Source organism: Halomonas campaniensis, assembly GCF_014193375.1.
Taxonomy (GTDB): domain Bacteria; phylum Pseudomonadota; class Gammaproteobacteria; order Pseudomonadales; family Halomonadaceae; genus Halomonas; species Halomonas campaniensis.
Map to the genome: position 1 here is coordinate 55,586 of NZ_JACHZF010000014.1, position 15,901 is coordinate 71,486.

The following is a 15,901-nucleotide window of genomic DNA, read 5'->3' on the forward strand; positions in this document are numbered from 1 at the left end:
CGCTGTTGTTTGGGGCTTCGGTCCCTTGGAAGCGGCCCCTTGGAAGCGGATCCTCGAGCGGGCCCTGTGCCGGGCCCGGTCGCATGGCGGGGCGCGCCGCTCAGGCGGTGCCGGCCTCCCTGGCCACCGCCTCGGCGAAGCGCACCAGCAGCGAGCTCGCCTCCGGCGTGGCGGTGATGCCCGCGAGCAACGCGTCCGGGTCCTGGCCCTGATCGCGCAGCGCCGCCACCTGGCGGGCCAGGTAGGCGCGCATCACCGCCGGGGTGAATTCCGGGTGGAATTGCACGCTCCACTGGCGAGGACCATAGCGCAGCGCCTGGTGGGCATCGTGGGCGTTGCGGGCCAGCACCACGGCGTCTCCGGGCGCCTCGAGCACCGACTGGGCGTGGGTCAGCTGGGCGGGGAAGCGCTCGGGCAGCTGACCGAGCAGCGCATCCGCCAGGCCGGCCTCGGTGAGCGTCACCGCGTGGGTGCCGGACTCGCGCCCCGCCGGGTGGTAGTCACTGACCCCGCCGAAGGCCGCGGCCATCAGCTGGTGGCCGTAGCAGACGCCGAGCATCGGCAGGTTGCGCCGGCGGGCCTCCACCAGCCACGGCTTCAGGGCCTCGCTCCAGGGCTCGGCGTTGCTCACCATGGAATGTGAGCCGGTGATAGTGAGGCCGTCGATCTCCGCGAGGTCGGGCAGCGGCTCGTGGCGCGCGTCGAATACCGCGGCACTGACGCCGGCGCGGGCCAGCGCCTGCTGGAACAGCGCCTCGAAGTCGCCGTGGGCCTCTACCACCTCGGGGAAGGCGTCGCCGGTCTTGACGATCAGCAGTCGGGGCATGGGGTGTCTCTCCGGGTGGGGCCGTTCGGGCCTTCAGCGCGCCAGCCGCCGGCCCAGCGCGACCATGAAGCGGGCGCCGGCCTCCAGCTGCTCGTGCTCGATGTATTCGTCGGGCTGGTGGGCCTGGGCGATGCTGCCCGGCCCGCAGATCACCGTGGGCAGCCCCTGGCGCTGGAACTGCCCCGCCTCGGTGGCGTAGGCCACCGCCCCGGCGGGGCGCTCGCCGAGCAGGGCATGGCACAGCGCCAGCACCTCGGCGTTGTTGTCGTCGGCCAGCGCCGGCACCGTCACGTTGAGCGCCTCGGTGACGATGCTCGCCTCGGGGGCGCGGCGCTGCATCTCGGCCTCGAGTTCGGCGGCCCGGGTGTTGACCCGCCCCAGCAGGTCCGAGAAGCGGTCCGACGGAAGGTGGCGGATCTCCCACTCGAAGGTGCACTCCCGGGCCATGATGTTGATCGCCGTGCCGCCGGCGATCTTCCCGACGTGAAGGCTCGAGTGGACCACGTTGAAGGCCTCGTCCACGCGCCCCTCCGCCTTGAGCTCGGCCATCACCTCCTCGATGGAGGTGACCAGCCGGGCCGCCACGTGGATCGCCGAGACCCCCTGGTTGACCTGGCTGGAGTGGCTGGCGCGGCCGGTGACGGTGGTGCGCAGGTTGGTGGCGCCCTTGTGGGCCACCACCGGATGCATCAGGGTCGGCTCGCCGACGATCACCGCGGCGGGCAGCGGGTGATCGGCCATGAGCCGCTCGATCATGCGCGGCGCGCCGATGCAGCCGACCTCCTCGTCGTAGGAGAGCGCCAGCCAGATGGGCGCTTCCAGGTCGAGCGCGACCCAGCGCGGCACCTCGGCCAGGGCGCAGGCGATGAAGCCCTTCATGTCGCAGGTGCCGCGGCCGTAGAGGCGGCCATCGCCCTTGTCCGCCAGGGCGAAGGGGTCGGTGGACCAGGGCTGGCCGTCCACCGGCACCACGTCGGTATGGCCGGAGAGCACCACGCCGCCGGGCACCTCAGGGCCGATCCGCGCCAGCAGGTTGGCCTTCCTGCCATCGTCGCTCTCCACCCGCCAGTGCGGCACGCCGTGCTCGTCGAGGAAGCCCTCCACGAAGGCGATCAGGTCGAGGTTGGAGTCCCGGGAGACGGTGGGAAAGCCCACCAGGCGGTCGAGCATCTCGGCGGCGGTCATGGCGCGCTCCTTGGTATCGATGGGGGAAATCCTATCACGCCCGCGGGGCAGGCCGGTGGCGTGCGCGTCATAGCCCCAGGCTATCTGGCCGATGTGTCAGCTTTTCTGACAGCAGTCATTAACAGGCTTACGATGTCGGGCACTGACCGCCATCCGTGGCCTGTCATATGGCATTCATCTTTCAGCAGGAGGCGTCTCGATGCCGGATACATCTCTCTTCACCCCGCTTCAGTTGGGCAGCCTCAGCCTGCCCAACCGCGTGATCATGGCGCCGCTGACCCGCTCGCGCACGCCGGACAGCGTGCCCGGCACGCTGCAGCAGGTCTACTACGGCCAGCGCGCCAGCGCCGGGCTGATCATCAGCGAGGCCACCAACATCTCGCCTACGGCCCGCGGCTACGCCTACACGCCGGGCATCTGGACCGACGAGCAGGAAGCCGGCTGGAAGGGGGTCGTCGAGGCCGTTCACGCCAAGGGCGGCCGCATCGCCCTGCAGCTATGGCACGTCGGTCGCGTCTCCCACGAGCTGGTGCAGCCCGACGGCCAGCCGCCCGTGGCACCGAGCGCCCTGAAGGGCGAGGGTGCGGAGTGCTTCGTCGAGTTCGAGGACGGCACGGCGGGGCCGCACCCCACCAGCACGCCGCGGGCGCTCGAGACCGAGGAGATCCCCGCCATCGTCGAGGACTACCGCCAGGCCGCAATTCGCGCCAAGCGGGCGGGCTTCGACATGGTCGAGGAGCACGCGGCGAACGCCTACCTGCTCAACCAGTTCCTCGCCACCGGCACCAACCTGCGCACCGACCGGTACGGCGGTTCGCTCGAGAACCGCGCGCGCTTCCCGCTGGAGGTGGTCGATGCGGTCGCCGAGGTGTTCGGCCCCGCGCGGGTGGGCATCCGCCTGACCCCCTTCCTCGAGCTCTTCGGCCTGACCGACGATGAGCCGGAAGCAATGGCCTTCTACCTGGCCGGCGAGCTCGACCGCCGCGGCCTGGCCTACCTCCACTTCAACGAGCCCGACTTCGCGGGGGCTGACATCACCTATCCGGAGGGCTTCCGTGAAGAGATGCGCCAGCGCTTCAGCGGCCGCCTGATCTACTGCGGCAACTACGACGCCGAGCGCGCTCAGACCCGTCTGGACGACAACACCGCCGACGCCGTGGCCTTCGGTCGCCCCTTCATCGCCAACCCCGACCTGCCCGAGCGCTTTCGCCTCAAGGCCGTCCTCAACGAGCCCGACCATAGCACCTTCTACGGCGGCGCCGAGGTCGGCTACACCGACTACCCCTTCCTCGACAACGGCCACGACCGACTCGGCTGAGTCGGCGTCAAGCCTCTGGAAGCAGCAAGCCCGGCCCGCGTGCCGGGCTTGTGGCGTGATGGGGAGGGTGGTGCGGGGCATCGTCGGTGATTGGCGCACATCAACACCGCGGCGTAGCATCCACAAAACGCATTGCCAGGGACCGCCAGCCGGGGCTGTCATCGGCAAGTTCAGGCAGGGGTAGGCCGCAGCATCAGGGAGCAGGATATGAACACCAGTAGCCAGGCACCCATTGTCATCTCTCAAGAGGCCAATCAGCAGGTCGAGGTGCGGCTGGATACCGAGCATGAGACGGTCTGGTTAAGTCTGCAGCAGCTCAGCGACGTATTCGGTCGTGATAAGTCTGTGATTTCCCGTCACTTGCGTAACATCTACCGGAATGGAGAGCTGGACCGAGAGTCAACTGTTGCAAAAAATGCAACAGTTCAGGTTGAGGGGGGGAGGCAGGTGCTTCGCCAAATTGATCTCTACAACCTCGATGCCATCATCTCGGTTGGCTATCGCGTCAACTCGCGCCGCGCCGTGCAGTTCCGTCAGTGGGCCACCCGCGTGCTGCGCGAGCACCTCACCCAGGGCTGGACCCTGAGCCGGCAGCGCTTCGAGGAGAACGCCCGCGAGCTGGAGGCCGCGATGGCCCTGGTGCGCAAGACGGCCGGCAGCACGGCGCTGGATGCCAACAGCGGTCGGGGCCTCGTCGATATCGTCACCCGCTATGCCCAGACCTTCCTGCTGCTGCAGCGCTACGATGAAGGCCTGTTGACAGAACCCCGCGCCCAGGCAGGCGGCCGGCTGCCGACCCTTGCCGAGGCCCGCGCGGCGCTGGCCGCGCTGAAGTCCGAGCTGGTCGCCAAGGGCGAGGCCACCGAACTGTTTGCCCAGGAACGCGGCGACGGCCTCGATTCGCTGCTGGGCAACCTGGATCTAACGATCTTCGGTGAGCCGGCCTATCCCTCTGTGGAGGCCAAGGCGGGGCACCTGCTCTATTTCGTGGTCAAGAACCATCCCTTCGCCGATGGCAACAAGCGCAGTGCCGCCTACCTCTTTGTGGACTTCCTCTACCGCAACGATCGCCTGCTCAATACGCACGGTGAGGTGGTGGTCAACGACGTGGGGCTGGCGGCGTTGACCCTGCTGATCGCGGAGTCCGACCCGGCCAACAAGGAGACCATGATCCGGCTGATCATGAACATGCTGGCCGCACCGGAGGGTACAGCCTGAAGCGAGCGGGCCCCAGTAGCCGATACTGGCTTTGCCCGGTAGAACCCCATATGTTGTGAAGTGTTACCGAGCCGCCAGGCTCCTGATTGCCCACCGTCAGGACAAGGATGACCGATGAACGAGACCGATACCCGCACCGAGCTGATCGACTATTCCTTGAAGGAGGCCTGCTTGGGCGTGGTGGCGAGCAGCCGAGTTTTCCGCGAGGTCATTACTCTGGGGCGGCTGCAGGGTGGGAGGCAGCGCTCCAGTAACGTATTCATCAGGTCTCGGGCGGGGCTGCATGACTAACTACTTCCTGCTCGATGTCTTCACCGACCGAGCTTTTGCCGGCAACCCGCTGGCGGTATTTCCCCAGGCAGAGGGGCTGGATGCCTGCACGATGCAGGCTATCGCCAACGAGCTGAATCTTTCCGAGACGGTGTTCGTCGGCCAGTCAACCGGCCGGCAGCGTTATCCCATCCGCATCTTTACCCCTACCGCGGAACTTCCCTTTGCGGGTCATCCGGCGATAGGCACCGCTCACCTGCTGGTGGAGCGAGGCATGGCCGAGCGGGGATGCCCACTGGTGCTTACGGCCGGCGTGGGCCCTATTGTCGTGGAGTTCGAGAACGAACTGGCTCGATTTACCACGGCGGCGCCGTTCAGCAGCCTGCCGAGCTCCCTGAATCGGACCGCTGCCGCTGAACTGCTGGGGCTTGAGGCGCATAAGGTCCTAAGCGAGCCGGTGCTCGCCTCCTGCGGTCTGCCCTATCATCTGATCGAGCTTGCGTCGCTTGAGGCCCTCGAGCTGGCACGACCATCGCCGGGCCCTTGGGCGGACTGGGTGTCACCCAGCGGCCACGATCAGGTCTATCTCTATGTGACCGGTAAGGAGACTGGTGCATCACGCGCCGTGAGGGCCCGGATGTTTTCCACTCCGGGTGGCGTACGCGAAGACCCGGCAACTGGCAGTGCGGCGGCGGCCTTGGCTGGGTACCTGGCACAGAACAGGGGAGTTGGCCGGTGGCGCTGGCAGATCGAACAAGGGATCGAGATGGGGCGCCCAAGCCGTATCCTTGCAGAGGCTGAGAGTACCGAAGATGATCTTTCAGTCCGCATCGCGGGAGAGGCCGTGATCGTGGGAAGCGGGGCGCTGCACCTGCCAGGCGGGCTGACGGTTTCCCGGGAGGCCCCATGAAGCCCTTCTCCATCCTGCTGATCCGGCTGCTGGGTCTCTACCTCTTCCTGAAGACGCTGTTCGCGGTGCTGCCGGCGCTGCTGGGCCCTCAAGTGGGAGAGTTCTGGTCAGCCGAGCTGCTGCCGGGGCTGGTCGCCACGGTGGCGGCACCCATGGTGGGCGGCGTATTGCTGTGGTGCTTTGCCGGCCGCCTGGCGGAGCGGCTGCATGGCGCTGGGGGTGAGGGTGACGAGGTAGGGACTCGGATCAAGGATGATGAGCTGGTGCGTGCCGGTACCTTCCTGATCGGTACCTATCTGGTGGTGCGGCATATCGGCATGCTGGTGGGGGCGTACTCGGCTTCCGGTGCCGTGGCCTATGACACGCTGGTCGTGGTGGTTGCGGGCCTTTGCATGATGCTGGGCGGAGGCTCTCTCGTTGCGCTCTACCGCAGGGTGAAGTATCTGGGGGTGGGCCGGTAGGCCGGCCATGGTGAAGCCCGCTGGCCGGTTCAGATGCCTGTCACCAGGAAATCGACGGCGGCCATGATCTGGTCGCGATAGAGGCCGAGATCATGTGCCGCTTTACCGAGGCGCTTCCTTTCCATCCCGGCGAGCTCCTGCGTCAAGGCGATATAGCGTTCGCCGTCGATCTCGAGGCCGGGGTTCAGGTAGGAAATTCGCAGGCTTTCGGCCATGCCGGCTGGGCAGAGTGGCACGACGACGGTCGTGCGCAGCTCGCCGAGCAGATCGCTCTGTATATCGAGAAGGTAGGGGTAGCGTTCGCGCGAGGCAGGGTTGCGGTTCTCGTAGGCGTGGAACTGCGCCATCAGAACGTCCGCTCGCCATCACCGAAGGTACCGTGTTCCTCCGCGAACTGGTTGTAGGCGCGGATGGCGTCGGAGTTTTCCCGTTGCCAACGTTCGCGCTGCTCCGCACGTACCTTGTCCGACAGCGCGCTCTCGAAAGTGGCAGAGAGGTTGATGCCCAGGCGCCGCGCCTGCTGGAGCAGGTCGCTGTTGATGCTGACGTTGGTGGCCCTCTTGGGGGCTTGAGTGTCGTAGGGCTGGGTCATGTCAATGGCCTCGAAGCGGGCATGCGCATATTGTGTGCGCACTAGGCGTGTTCGGCAAGTGTGGCGGCGCCTCACGCCCCGCGCTGGTGCATCCGCCGGCCCAGGCGCGCCAGGATGGAGACCTCGCCGCGCAGCCAGGGGCCGAGCAGGCGCATGGAGAGCGGGATGAACAGGAACACCATCACCGGGGTGAGCGCCAGGGTGCTGACCAGCACCTTGGGAAGCAGCGGCAGCCCCGCCAGCAGGCCCCCGAACAGCGCCTGAAAGAGCAGCGACACCGGGAAGAAGGCGAGCCAGATGGCGATGGCCTGCTTCCAGCGCGGCGGCGCCTGGCCGGTGGCGTCCTGGAACCAGCCGTCCAGGCCGGTGGCGCGGTGCTCGTGCGGGGCGACGAAGAGGCCCTCGCCGCGGGCCAGCCAGGCGCGGCGCGAGGCGGAGTGCTCCCAGGCCGACAGGGTATCGGCATCGCGGAAGCGGAAGATGAGCTGGTACTCGTCGTCGCCCGGCGGCGGTGCCAGCACGCCGGAGCCCAGGTAGCCGCTGAAGTCGCTGGCCAGGTCGCGGCCCTCCTCCAGCCAGGCGGTGAAGTCGCGATAGCGGCCGCGGGCCACGCGGCGCGCCACCATCAGCGTCACGGGGGCAGGGGACATCGTGTATCTCCTTGTGCGTCGCGCCCGGGTAGGGCGCCTGGTTCAGTCGGGCCGGGTAGGCCCTCGTGAATCAAGTGCAAGGAGTATACCAGCTATGCGGCCTGGAATAGTTGAATATACCCTCATGCAACGCTTTTTCAGTGATAACGGCTACGATGCAGGTGAAATCTCTCCTGCTGCTCTGCCAGGCCATGGCTCGGCAGCAAACGGTCCCAGGCAGGGGCCGTGATGAAGCGGCCGCGACGAAGGGGTGGCGATGAGGTGACCACGATAGCGCCAGGCTATCCGGCCGATGCTATTGCTGACCGGCGAAGATCGTTAACATGCTTATAAATCGATCCGCAGCAGGAGACGACTCGATGTCGGACACATCCTCCCCCAGCCCGGGGCTCTGCACCCCGCTCAAGCTCGGCGGCCTCAGCCTGCCCAACCGGGTGATCATGGCGCCGCTGACCCGCTCGCGCACGCCGGACAGCGTGCCCGGCCCGCTTCAGCAGGTGTACTACGGCCAGCGCGCCAGCGCCGGGCTGATCATCAGCGAGGCCACCAATATCTCGCCCACCGCCCGCGGCTACGTCTACACGCCGGGCATCTGGACCGACGCGCAGGAAGCCGGCTGGAAGGCGGTCGTCGAGGCGGTACATGCCAAGGGCGGGCGCATCGCCCTGCAGCTGTGGCACGTGGGGCGTGTCTCCCACGAGATGGTGCAGCCCGACGGCCAGCCGCCCGTGGCGCCCAGTGCCCTCAAGGGCGAGGGCGCCGAGTGCTTCGTGGAGTTCGAGGACGGCAGCGCGGGGCCTCACCCCACCAGCACGCCGCGGGCGCTTGCGACCGAGGAGATCCCCGGCATCGTCGAGGACTACCGCCAGGCCGCCATCCGCGCCAGGCGGGCGGGCTTCGACATGGTCGAGGTGCACGCGGCCAACGTCTACCTGCTCAACCAGTTCCTCGCCACCGGCACCAACAAGCGCACGGACCGCTACGGCGGCTCCATCGAGAACCGCGCCCGCTTCCCGCTGGAGGTGGTCGATGCCGTGGTCGAGGTGTTCGGTGCCAAGCGGGTCGGCATCCGCCTGACGCCTTTCCTCGAGCTCTTCGGCCTCACCGATGACGAGCCCGAGGCAATGGCCTTCTACCTGGCCGGCGAGCTCGACCGCCGCGGCCTGGCCTATCTCCATTTCAACGAGCCCGGCTTCGCGGGTGCCGACATCACCTACCCGGAAGGTTTCCGGGAAGAGATGCGCCGCTGCTTCAGCGGTGGCCTGATCTACTGCGGCGGCTACGACGCCGAGCGTGCCCAGGCCCGCCTGGACGAGAACAGCGCCGACGCCATCGCCTTCGGCCGCCCCTTCATTGCCAACCCCGACCTGCCTGAGCGCTTCCGGGTGGGCGCCGAACTCAACGAGCCCGACCACAGCACCTTCTACGGCGGCGACGAGAAGGGCTACACCGACTACCCCTTCCTCGACAACGGCCACGACCGGCTCGGTTGAGCCGGCGTCCGCCCTTGAATCAGCAAGCCCGGCCCGCGTGCCGGGCTTGCTGCTGATGGGGAGGGCATCGTCGTGTTCACGGTATCGACGTATCGCCGGGACATGTTCAAGAAACGCGATTTTTTCGACACGTCCGGCCGACATGTCGATGACGTCGACATGTCGTGGCGCGGTGCACGCGATCGAAAGGTGTTGGAAGCTAAAATAGCGAGGTCGCTTATTTTAAGTTCGAGCCGAAATTGACATAAGGTGCGTTTACCTGGAGCCACAAGGAGCCGCCATGAAGCCCTTCTCCATCCTGCTGATCCGCCTGCTGGGTCTCTATCTCTTCCTGAAGACGCTGTTTGCGGTGGTGCCGGCGCTGGCGCTACTGGGACCCAATGCCGCCGAGCCCGGGGTCGGGAAGTTGCTGCTGATCTATGTGGCGACGGTGGGGGTACCGATGCTCGGCGGCGTGCTGCTGTGGTGCTTCGCCGGCCGCCTGGCGGAGAGGCTGCATGGCGGCGTCGAGGCCGACGCCGGCGCTCGCATCGCGGACGAGGACCTGGTACGCGCCGGCACCTTCCTGATCGGCGTGTACCTGGTGGTGCGTCACGTCGGCATGCTGGTGGCGGCCTACACGGGCGCGGGCGCCGTCGCTTACGACGCCCTGGTCGTGGTGCTGGCGGGCCTCGGCATGATGCTGGGCGGCAGGTACCTGGTGGCGCTCTATCGCCGGGCCAGGACGTGGGGACTGGACGGCGAGGGGCGTTCCTAGGGTTGCTGGGGGGCGGGCTCGGCTTCGACCCGGTTCCGGCCGAGCGCCTTGGCCCGGTAGAGGGCTTCGTCCACCCGTTGAACCAGTGACCGGGAGCTCTCCCGGCCGGCAAGCTCCACCACGCCGAAGCTGGCGGTGACGGTGCCGAGCCTGTCGAAACGGTGACTGGCGATCTCATGCCGCAGTTTCTCGGCCACCTGGCTGGCCGCGTCGAGACCGGTCTGTGGCAATAGCACCATGAACTCCTCCCCGCCCCATCGGCCGTGCATGTCGCTGCTGCGCAGGTTGGCATTGACCAGGCTGGCAACGGTCTTCAACACGTCGTCACCGGTGTTGTGGCCGAAGCGGTCATTGATGCGCTTGAAATGATCGAGGTCGTACATGATGAGCGAGAGCGGCGAGGCATACCGGGCGGCACGCGCCATCTCCTTCTCCAGCAGCCGGCCCAGCTCCTGGCGGTTGGTGATGCCGGTGAGGCCGTCGGTGATGGCCATGGCCTGCACGCGCTCTTCCGCCAGCTTGCGCTGGGTGATGTCCAGCAGGATACCGGTCCAGAGGATGCCGCCGTCGGCTTCCTTCTGGGGGGTCGAACGACACTCGATCCAGTGAATCGATCCGTCGGCGTGAAGGGCTCGGAACTCCACATGGACATTGGCCATGGTGGCGGCGCTGTGCCGGGTCTGGGCCTCCACGCGTTGGGCATCCTCGGGAAGGATCCGCGACATGGCAGGATCCGTCTCCGGCCCGGAAATCGCCTCGAGCGGCAGGCCACCCAGCGCGACGATGCCCTCGCTGAAGTAGGGGAAGCTGCGTGAGCCATCCGGTGCCATGCGGTACTGGTAGAGTGCGCCCGGCACCTGGGAGGCGATGCCCCGCAGCAGCGCTTCGCTCTGCCGCAGCTTCTCCTCGGTCGCCTTGCGTGCCGTGATATCTCTCACGATGCAGAAGATCAGCTTGTCGCCGTCGTAGGTCGCACCGTTGTTACCGAGCTCGACATCGATGATGGTGCCATCCTTGCGGCGCTGCTGCGTTTCGAAGTGCGCCCCGTCGCTGTCGACGGCTCGGAGCATGTCCTTGAGCTCCTCCTTGCTGAAACGGGCATCCAGATCCCACACGTGCAGGGAGCCCATCTCCTCGAGCGAATAGCCCAGCATCTCGGCATAGCTGCGGTTGGCCCGGTAGATGCTGCCATCGATTCTGAGTATCACCATGCCGTCCCAGGTCGCCTCGAACAGGGCGGTCCAGAGGGTTGCTTCACTATTCCTTGGTGATCGCATCATCGCCAGCGTGGCCTCGGGTCGAGGTATCGACGTCACTATAGTATCTCACGGGTGGCCTCCATCACCCGCCCGTCCACGGTGCGCTGGATCTTCTCCTCGATCTCGGCGAGCAGGGCCTCCACCCTGGGGATACTGGTGGCCACCGCCACGAAGGTCCACTCGCTGGCCTCCAGGCGGTCGAGCTCGCCGCTCTCGCAGACCGCCACTGCCGGGTTGCGCCCGAAGCGTTCATGCAGGCCGCCCATGCGCTGGCGCTTCTCCTTCAGCGACTGACAGCCGGGCAGCGAGATGTGCAGGGTGAGGATGCCGATATGCATTGGGGCTCCTTGCGAGCGTGTGATGTCCGATATTGCCTGCCCGAGCTATACCACGAGGCCGATGCCGCTGAGGAGAGGCGGGTCGAATTGGCCTAAGCTTGGTTCCACACCCTGCGGCTCGGAGCGAACACATGCGGCACCTCTTCTTGATGCGACACGCCAAGGCGAAGCAGGGCAGCGACGACATGGCCGACCATGATCGACCATTGCGCAAGCGGGGCAGGCGCGAGGCGGCCGCCATGGCACTTCCCCTGCAGCAGTGGCAGGCCCTGGAGGGCGAGGTCCACGTCAGCGGCGCCACGCGCACCCGGGAGACCCTCGACGAGATCGCCGCGCAACTGCCCGAGCTCTCCCTGAACGAGCTCTCCCTGAACGAGCGGGCCTTCGTCGACGAGGCCCTCTACACCTTCGATGGCCAGGTGCTGCTCGCCTGGTTGAAGGCGCTGCCGGACGAGACCGAGAGGGTGCTGGTGATCGGTCACAACCCGGCGTTGCTGGAGCTGGCCTACTGGCTCTGCACCGAGGCGCCGACGTCGCTGCCCACCGGTGGCGCGCTGCATCTCACCCTGCCGGTGACGACGCCCTGGCTGGGCCTGCCGCACCACGGGGCCAGGCTGGTGGCCAGTCTGATCCCGGAGGAGGCCAGCCATGCGCTCTTCCAGCGCCAGGAGCCCGAGCCGCCCGACCTGGTCAAGGCCGATGTCGGTCATCGCATTCTCGAACTGCTCTCGCATCAGTACCGGATGGTCAGGGCACTGGAGCCCGGGGTGATCGCCGGCGTCGATCCCGAGTTCCTGCACCAGTACCGCGTGAACCTGCGCCGCAGCCGGGCGATCGGCGAATCCGTGCTGGCCACCGCCCGGAAGCCCGCCACCAAAGGGAAGACTCCAGGCAAGAAAGCGCCCGAAAATGACGAGATTTCCGGCCTCAAGAAGCGGCTGAAGCGGCTCAAGCAGCGCGCCCAGGCCACCAGCGACCTGCGCGACCTGGACGTCTTCCTGGAAAGCCTGGACAGGGCCCCACCCCCCCTATCGCCACGCACCCTCCGGTCCCTGCAGCGCTGGTTGCATGCCCGCAACCGCGAGCAGCACGAGCGCCTGCGCCAGCAGCTCGGGGATCCCGGCTACGCCGAGGAGATGCTCGCCTGGCAGCGCTTCCTCGACGCCGAGGAGTTTCGGCAAGCGCTTGGCCAGCTCTCGCCGAAGCGCATCGAGAAGGTGCTGGCTGAGCGTATCGCACGTCACGACCGTGATCTGACCACGCTCTCCCGCAAGAGCGGTGACGAGGCCTTCCACGACCTGCGCAAGAGCGTCAAGCGTATCCGCTACCTTGCCGAGATGCAGCCGAAGCGGCACTGCGACTTCCTGGCCGGACTGAAACGCCGCCAGACCCTGCTGGGTGATTTCCAGGATCTGTGTACCCGACAGGTCTGGATCGAGGCCTTCGCCCACCGCGCCGGAATCACCAGGGAACGGCAGCAGGAGTGCGCTGCCTGGCGTGCCGCTCTCGAGAAGGAAAAGTGGGCCCTGCGCAGGAAGGTCATGGCGCTGGCGCCTCTGGCATACTGATCGCTCCCGGGGTGTGCGTCAGAGGGCAGTCCTGGCATAGGGTCATTGCCCTGCTGTTGTTGTTTTCCCCATCCCTCCATTGAACGAACATGAGAATTCCATGACCGAAAACGCAGAACTTGTACCCAACACCCTGTTCATCGACGTCTCCGGATCCGGCCTGCCCGAGGTCGATGGCCTCTATGTCCCGTCCAAGGCCCCACCCACAAAATCCGAATCGGGTGTGGTTTCCACCCCCGGCTACTGGAACGGCAAGATGGCCTGGGATCGGGCCGACGGCAAGGCAGCCAGAAGCCCTGCGATTTCCTACTCCAACAGCTATGCCTCCTGGCGTATCTGTCGGCTGGATGGGCATCTCGCCTACGAACTGACCTGCGATGATGAGCTTCCGCCCACGGATCGCGAATGGAACGTATACAAGATGGGGGTCGCCCCGGCTCCCAGGGTGGTGATCCATCACTGTGACCCGAGAGAACCCTGCCCGGCTCCCAATGTCGTTTATGTGCTCGGTGGCCCCGGTGCCGGCAAGGGCACCATGTGCGAGCTCGCGGCGCTTCAACTGGGCTGGACGCACCTCTCCACCGGGGACCTGCTGCGTGCAGAGCAGCAGGCCGGGGGCCCCACCACCGAGGTCATCAAGGAATACATCGCCGCCGGCAAGTTGGTGCCCAATGAAATCGTGGTGCGCCTGCTCAAGGACGCCATGGAGCGGACGACCCGTACTACCGGCAAGCGAAACTTCCTGATCGATGGCTTTCCCCGTTCGCTGTCCAACCTGGAGGCGTGGTACGAGGTCTTCGGCCGGGAGGCGGAACTTCCCACCATGCTTTACTTCGAATGCCCCTTCGACGTGCTCGAGCAGCGCATCATGGGCCGTGCCCGATACTCCGACCGTGCCGATGACAATGTCGAGGCCATGAAGCTCAGGTTCGATACCTTCAAGGCCGAGACGCTGCCCACCGTCGAGCTGTTCAAGAGCAAGGGAAAGTGCGTCGAGATCGACACCAGCCAGGACCGCGAAGCGGTGTATGCGCTGCTGCGCGATCAGCTCGCCGCCTACACCGACCAGCACCTGATGGACCAGCCGCTTACCGAGAAGGCCGAGATCCTGCTTGGCCTGAGGCCCTATCCGAAAGGCGAGTGAGTCGCCGATATTCACTACCTCCCTCCTGACGGGAAGAGAGGAATAGCGCCTCGAGCATCTCCCGAGGCGCCCTGCCGGCACGGCTCCCGGCTACTCCCGCTCATCCTGGGTCGAGCGCAGCAGCACCGGGGCTGGCGCCCCGACCCTCGGCGAACTGGAAGGGCTGGTCGAGACCCTGGCACCGGCCTTCGAGCGTCTTGGACTGAGGGTGTGAGGTCCATCACCTGTCACGCATTTCGATCGTCTTGACGTACGTAATGGCGTACACTTGATCAATAATTGAGCAAACATGAGGTGCGTCATGACTGGAATCACCGCAACCGAGGCGCGCAGCAATCTCTATCGGTTGATTGACGAGACCGCCGAGTCCCACCAGCCAATCGTCATCATGGGCAAGCGGAACCGTGCAGTCCTGGTCTCCGAGGAAGATTGGGCGGCCATCCAGGAAACGCTCTACCTGCTCTCTGTGCCCGGCATGCGCGAGTCGATTCGAGAAGGGATGGCCACCCCAGTGGACGAATGCGACGAGGAGCTGGACTGGTGACATGGAAGCTGGTCTACACCAGGCAAGCCCAGAAGGATGCAAGGAAGCTCGCTTCCAGTGGCCTCAAACCCAAAGCCCAGGAGCTGCTGGCACTGATTGCAGAGGACCCATACCGCAAGCCGCCACCGTTTGAAAAGCTGGTAGGCGACCTCGCGGGGGCCTATTCGCGACGCATCAATATCCAGCACCGTCTGGTGTACCAGGTGCTTGATGATGAACGAGTCGTGAAAGTGCTACGGCTCTGGAGCCACTACGAATAGAGCCGAGCGGGTAACGCTACAGGGTCTCCTCCAGCAGCATGGCCAGCCGTCTGTGGTGCAGGGCATCGGCGGCGGCGTCATATGAGGGAGCGCCCGCGGGCGTGAAGAGGTGGGCGTCGATGGTGCCGTCGGCGGCAGAAATGTCGAGGGCGCGAGGCATGGGCGGGCTCCGGGTGTCGGTGGGAGGAGGTCATCGGGGACGCAGGTCACCATGAATGCATCTTACAATAGTCATTCCCACTCCCCACGATTGGCCAGAGGCCGAGGAGCCAGACCATGCAGCGCGCTTCCCCCCACTCCCCTGACTCACCTGCCCAGCCGGTCCTGTTCATCCCCCACGGCGCGGGCCCCTGCTTCTTCATGGAGTGGAATCCGCCCGGTATCTGGGACGGGATGGCCGACTTCCTGAAGGGCATCGCGGATACCCTGCCGAGCCGTCCGCGGGCGATCCTGATGGTGTCGGGCCACTGGCTCGCCGATGACTTCCGCATCACCGCCGGTGAGCGGCCCGAGCTGATCTACGACTACCACGGCTTTCCCGACCACACCTATCGGCTCGACTATCCCGCCCCCGGCTCGCCCTTGCTGGCCGAGCGGGTCGAGACGCTGCTCTCCGCCGCCGGGCTGGCGAGCCAGCGGGACCCGGCGCGGGGCTTCGACCACGGCATGTTCATCCCGCTGAAGCTGATGTTTCCCGAAGCGGCGATTCCGGTGGTGCAGCTGTCGCTGCGCCATGACCTCGACCCCGCGGCCCACCTGGCCGCCGGCGAAGCGCTGGAGGCGCTGCGCCACGAGGGCGTGCTGATCGTCGGCAGCGGCATGAGCTTCCACAACATGCGTGGCTATGGTGATCCGGCCTTCACCGCCCCTTCGGAAGCCTTCGATGCCTGGCTGACCGAGGCCGTGGAGGCGGCGCCGGCGCAGCGCCAGGCGGCGCTGCGCGACTGGGCCAGGGCGCCCCACGCGCACCAGTGCCATCCCCCCGGCCAGGAGGAGCACCTGATTCCGCTGATGGTGGCCGCCGGCGCGGCGGGGCAGGGCCGCGGGCGCAAGGTCTATTCGCAGCAGGTGCTCGAGACCCGGCTGTCGGCCTTCCGCTTCGGCTGAC

20 protein-coding genes are annotated in these 15,901 nt (G+C 66.5%); 12 read left to right on the forward strand and 8 right to left on the reverse strand.

All coding sequences use genetic code 11. From position 1 onward, the window contains the following. Positions 1 to 100: 100 nt before the first annotated feature. Together BDK63_RS10875 and argE are read right to left on the reverse strand one after the other, a co-directional pair. Positions 101 to 826: a glutamine amidotransferase gene (locus tag BDK63_RS10875; protein ID WP_183331800.1), complete on the reverse strand. Its 726-nt coding sequence runs from the start codon at positions 824 to 826 to the stop codon at positions 101 to 103. Positions 827 to 859: 33 nt separating this feature from the next. Next, positions 860 to 2,011: an acetylornithine deacetylase gene (argE, locus tag BDK63_RS10880; RefSeq protein WP_183331802.1), complete on the reverse strand. Its 1,152-nt coding sequence runs from the start codon at positions 2,009 to 2,011 to the stop codon at positions 860 to 862. 199 nt (positions 2,012 to 2,210) lie between these two features. Here argE and BDK63_RS10885 point away from each other — a divergent pair, with 199 nt between their 5' ends. The 5 genes from BDK63_RS10885 (at position 2,211) to BDK63_RS10905 (ending at position 6,188) form a co-directional block, all read left to right on the forward strand. Next, the gene (locus BDK63_RS10885; protein ID WP_183331804.1) at positions 2,211 to 3,329 is read left to right on the forward strand and encodes an alkene reductase; all 1,119 of its coding nucleotides are present in this window, start codon (positions 2,211 to 2,213) and stop codon (positions 3,327 to 3,329) included. 207 nt (positions 3,330 to 3,536) lie between these two features. Then, on the forward strand, positions 3,537 to 4,547 hold the full coding sequence (locus BDK63_RS10890) for a virulence RhuM family protein/type II toxin-antitoxin system death-on-curing family toxin (RefSeq protein WP_183331807.1): 1,011 nt from the start codon (positions 3,537 to 3,539) through the stop codon (positions 4,545 to 4,547). 114 nt (positions 4,548 to 4,661) lie between these two features. Further along, positions 4,662 to 4,838 (forward strand): hypothetical protein, encoded by a 177-nt coding sequence (locus BDK63_RS10895; protein ID WP_183331934.1) that lies wholly within the window; start codon positions 4,662 to 4,664, stop codon positions 4,836 to 4,838. Continuing rightward, complete coding sequence (locus BDK63_RS10900; RefSeq protein WP_183331809.1) at positions 4,831 to 5,727, forward strand: PhzF family phenazine biosynthesis protein; 897 nt, start codon at positions 4,831 to 4,833, stop codon at positions 5,725 to 5,727. Before BDK63_RS10895 ends, BDK63_RS10900 begins: the two co-directional genes overlap by 8 nt. Beyond that, complete coding sequence (locus BDK63_RS10905) at positions 5,724 to 6,188, forward strand: hypothetical protein (RefSeq protein ID WP_183331811.1); 465 nt, start codon at positions 5,724 to 5,726, stop codon at positions 6,186 to 6,188. Before BDK63_RS10900 ends, BDK63_RS10905 begins: the two co-directional genes overlap by 4 nt. A 29-nt stretch (positions 6,189 to 6,217) precedes the next feature. Here the strand turns inward: BDK63_RS10905 and BDK63_RS10910 are convergent, their stop codons facing one another. From BDK63_RS10910 to BDK63_RS10920, 3 genes are all read right to left on the reverse strand, one after another. Continuing rightward, positions 6,218 to 6,535: a CcdB family protein gene (locus tag BDK63_RS10910; protein ID WP_183331813.1), complete on the reverse strand. Its 318-nt coding sequence runs from the start codon at positions 6,533 to 6,535 to the stop codon at positions 6,218 to 6,220. Then, positions 6,535 to 6,780, reverse strand: coding sequence for a type II toxin-antitoxin system CcdA family antitoxin (locus tag BDK63_RS10915; protein ID WP_183331815.1), 246 nt, complete (start codon positions 6,778 to 6,780; stop codon positions 6,535 to 6,537). Before BDK63_RS10915 ends, BDK63_RS10910 begins: the two co-directional genes overlap by 1 nt. A 71-nt stretch (positions 6,781 to 6,851) precedes the next feature. After that, complete coding sequence (locus BDK63_RS10920) at positions 6,852 to 7,430, reverse strand: antibiotic biosynthesis monooxygenase (protein WP_183331817.1); 579 nt, start codon at positions 7,428 to 7,430, stop codon at positions 6,852 to 6,854. Positions 7,431 to 7,789: 359 nt separating this feature from the next. Here BDK63_RS10920 and BDK63_RS10925 point away from each other — a divergent pair, with 359 nt between their 5' ends. Further along, complete coding sequence (locus BDK63_RS10925; RefSeq protein WP_183331818.1) at positions 7,790 to 8,923, forward strand: alkene reductase; 1,134 nt, start codon at positions 7,790 to 7,792, stop codon at positions 8,921 to 8,923. 280 nt (positions 8,924 to 9,203) lie between these two features. Next, entirely contained in the window at positions 9,204 to 9,680 is a 477-nt protein-coding gene (locus BDK63_RS10930; RefSeq protein ID WP_183331820.1) for a hypothetical protein, read from the forward strand. Here the strand turns inward: BDK63_RS10930 and BDK63_RS10935 are convergent. Both BDK63_RS10935 and BDK63_RS10940 read right to left on the reverse strand, forming a co-directional pair. Beyond that, a complete protein-coding gene (locus BDK63_RS10935; RefSeq protein WP_183331823.1) occupies positions 9,677 to 10,960 on the reverse strand; it encodes a diguanylate cyclase in 1,284 nt (427 codons plus the stop codon). The two genes, BDK63_RS10930 and BDK63_RS10935, sit on opposite strands and share 4 nt — an antisense overlap. Positions 10,961 to 10,995: 35 nt before the next feature. Beyond that, on the reverse strand, positions 10,996 to 11,277 hold the full coding sequence (locus BDK63_RS10940; RefSeq protein WP_183331825.1) for a DUF503 domain-containing protein: 282 nt from the start codon (positions 11,275 to 11,277) through the stop codon (positions 10,996 to 10,998). A 131-nt stretch (positions 11,278 to 11,408) separates the two neighbouring features. On the opposite strand from BDK63_RS10940, the gene BDK63_RS10945 reads away from it, so the two are divergent. From BDK63_RS10945 to BDK63_RS10960, 4 genes are all read left to right on the forward strand, one after another. After that, on the forward strand, positions 11,409 to 12,845 hold the full coding sequence (locus BDK63_RS10945; RefSeq protein ID WP_183331827.1) for a CHAD domain-containing protein: 1,437 nt from the start codon (positions 11,409 to 11,411) through the stop codon (positions 12,843 to 12,845). 100 nt (positions 12,846 to 12,945) lie between these two features. After that, entirely contained in the window at positions 12,946 to 13,989 is a 1,044-nt protein-coding gene (locus BDK63_RS10950) for a nucleoside monophosphate kinase (protein WP_183331829.1), read from the forward strand. A gap of 301 nt (positions 13,990 to 14,290) precedes the next feature. Continuing rightward, positions 14,291 to 14,533: a type II toxin-antitoxin system Phd/YefM family antitoxin gene (locus BDK63_RS10955; RefSeq protein ID WP_183331831.1), complete on the forward strand. Its 243-nt coding sequence runs from the start codon at positions 14,291 to 14,293 to the stop codon at positions 14,531 to 14,533. Further along, the gene (locus tag BDK63_RS10960) at positions 14,530 to 14,793 is read left to right on the forward strand and encodes a Txe/YoeB family addiction module toxin (RefSeq protein WP_183331833.1); all 264 of its coding nucleotides are present in this window, start codon (positions 14,530 to 14,532) and stop codon (positions 14,791 to 14,793) included. The genes BDK63_RS10955 and BDK63_RS10960 overlap by 4 nt, the downstream gene beginning before the upstream one ends. A 16-nt stretch (positions 14,794 to 14,809) precedes the next feature. On the opposite strand, the gene BDK63_RS10965 is transcribed toward BDK63_RS10960, so the two are convergent. Continuing rightward, a complete protein-coding gene (locus tag BDK63_RS10965) occupies positions 14,810 to 14,953 on the reverse strand; it encodes a hypothetical protein (protein ID WP_246386048.1) in 144 nt (47 codons plus the stop codon). Between the two features lie 116 nt (positions 14,954 to 15,069). Between BDK63_RS10965 and BDK63_RS10970 the strand changes: the two genes are divergently transcribed. Then, positions 15,070 to 15,900 (forward strand): DODA-type extradiol aromatic ring-opening family dioxygenase, encoded by an 831-nt coding sequence (locus tag BDK63_RS10970; protein WP_183331835.1) that lies wholly within the window; start codon positions 15,070 to 15,072, stop codon positions 15,898 to 15,900. The last annotated feature ends 1 nt before the right edge of the window (position 15,901 follow it).

Coding starts and splice junctions, on each gene's coding strand:
- BDK63_RS10875 (WP_183331800.1), bottom strand. CDS start 826: ATGCCCCGACTGCTGATCGTCAAGACCGGCGACGCCTTCCCCGAGGTG.
- argE (WP_183331802.1), bottom strand. CDS start 2,011: ATGACCGCCGCCGAGATGCTCGACCGCCTGGTGGGCTTTCCCACCGTC.
- BDK63_RS10885 (WP_183331804.1), top strand. CDS start 2,211: ATGCCGGATACATCTCTCTTCACCCCGCTTCAGTTGGGCAGCCTCAGC.
- BDK63_RS10890 (WP_183331807.1), top strand. CDS start 3,537: ATGAACACCAGTAGCCAGGCACCCATTGTCATCTCTCAAGAGGCCAAT.
- BDK63_RS10895 (WP_183331934.1), top strand. CDS start 4,662: ATGAACGAGACCGATACCCGCACCGAGCTGATCGACTATTCCTTGAAG.
- BDK63_RS10900 (WP_183331809.1), top strand. CDS start 4,831: ATGACTAACTACTTCCTGCTCGATGTCTTCACCGACCGAGCTTTTGCC.
- BDK63_RS10905 (WP_183331811.1), top strand. CDS start 5,724: ATGAAGCCCTTCTCCATCCTGCTGATCCGGCTGCTGGGTCTCTACCTC.
- BDK63_RS10910 (WP_183331813.1), bottom strand. CDS start 6,535: ATGGCGCAGTTCCACGCCTACGAGAACCGCAACCCTGCCTCGCGCGAA.
- BDK63_RS10915 (WP_183331815.1), bottom strand. CDS start 6,780: ATGACCCAGCCCTACGACACTCAAGCCCCCAAGAGGGCCACCAACGTC.
- BDK63_RS10920 (WP_183331817.1), bottom strand. CDS start 7,430: ATGTCCCCTGCCCCCGTGACGCTGATGGTGGCGCGCCGCGTGGCCCGC.
- BDK63_RS10925 (WP_183331818.1), top strand. CDS start 7,790: ATGTCGGACACATCCTCCCCCAGCCCGGGGCTCTGCACCCCGCTCAAG.
- BDK63_RS10930 (WP_183331820.1), top strand. CDS start 9,204: ATGAAGCCCTTCTCCATCCTGCTGATCCGCCTGCTGGGTCTCTATCTC.
- BDK63_RS10935 (WP_183331823.1), bottom strand. CDS start 10,960: ATGATGCGATCACCAAGGAATAGTGAAGCAACCCTCTGGACCGCCCTG.
- BDK63_RS10940 (WP_183331825.1), bottom strand. CDS start 11,277: ATGCATATCGGCATCCTCACCCTGCACATCTCGCTGCCCGGCTGTCAG.
- BDK63_RS10945 (WP_183331827.1), top strand. CDS start 11,409: ATGCGGCACCTCTTCTTGATGCGACACGCCAAGGCGAAGCAGGGCAGC.
- BDK63_RS10950 (WP_183331829.1), top strand. CDS start 12,946: ATGACCGAAAACGCAGAACTTGTACCCAACACCCTGTTCATCGACGTC.
- BDK63_RS10955 (WP_183331831.1), top strand. CDS start 14,291: ATGACTGGAATCACCGCAACCGAGGCGCGCAGCAATCTCTATCGGTTG.
- BDK63_RS10965 (WP_246386048.1), bottom strand. CDS start 14,953: ATGCCTCGCGCCCTCGACATTTCTGCCGCCGACGGCACCATCGACGCC.
- BDK63_RS10970 (WP_183331835.1), top strand. CDS start 15,070: ATGCAGCGCGCTTCCCCCCACTCCCCTGACTCACCTGCCCAGCCGGTC.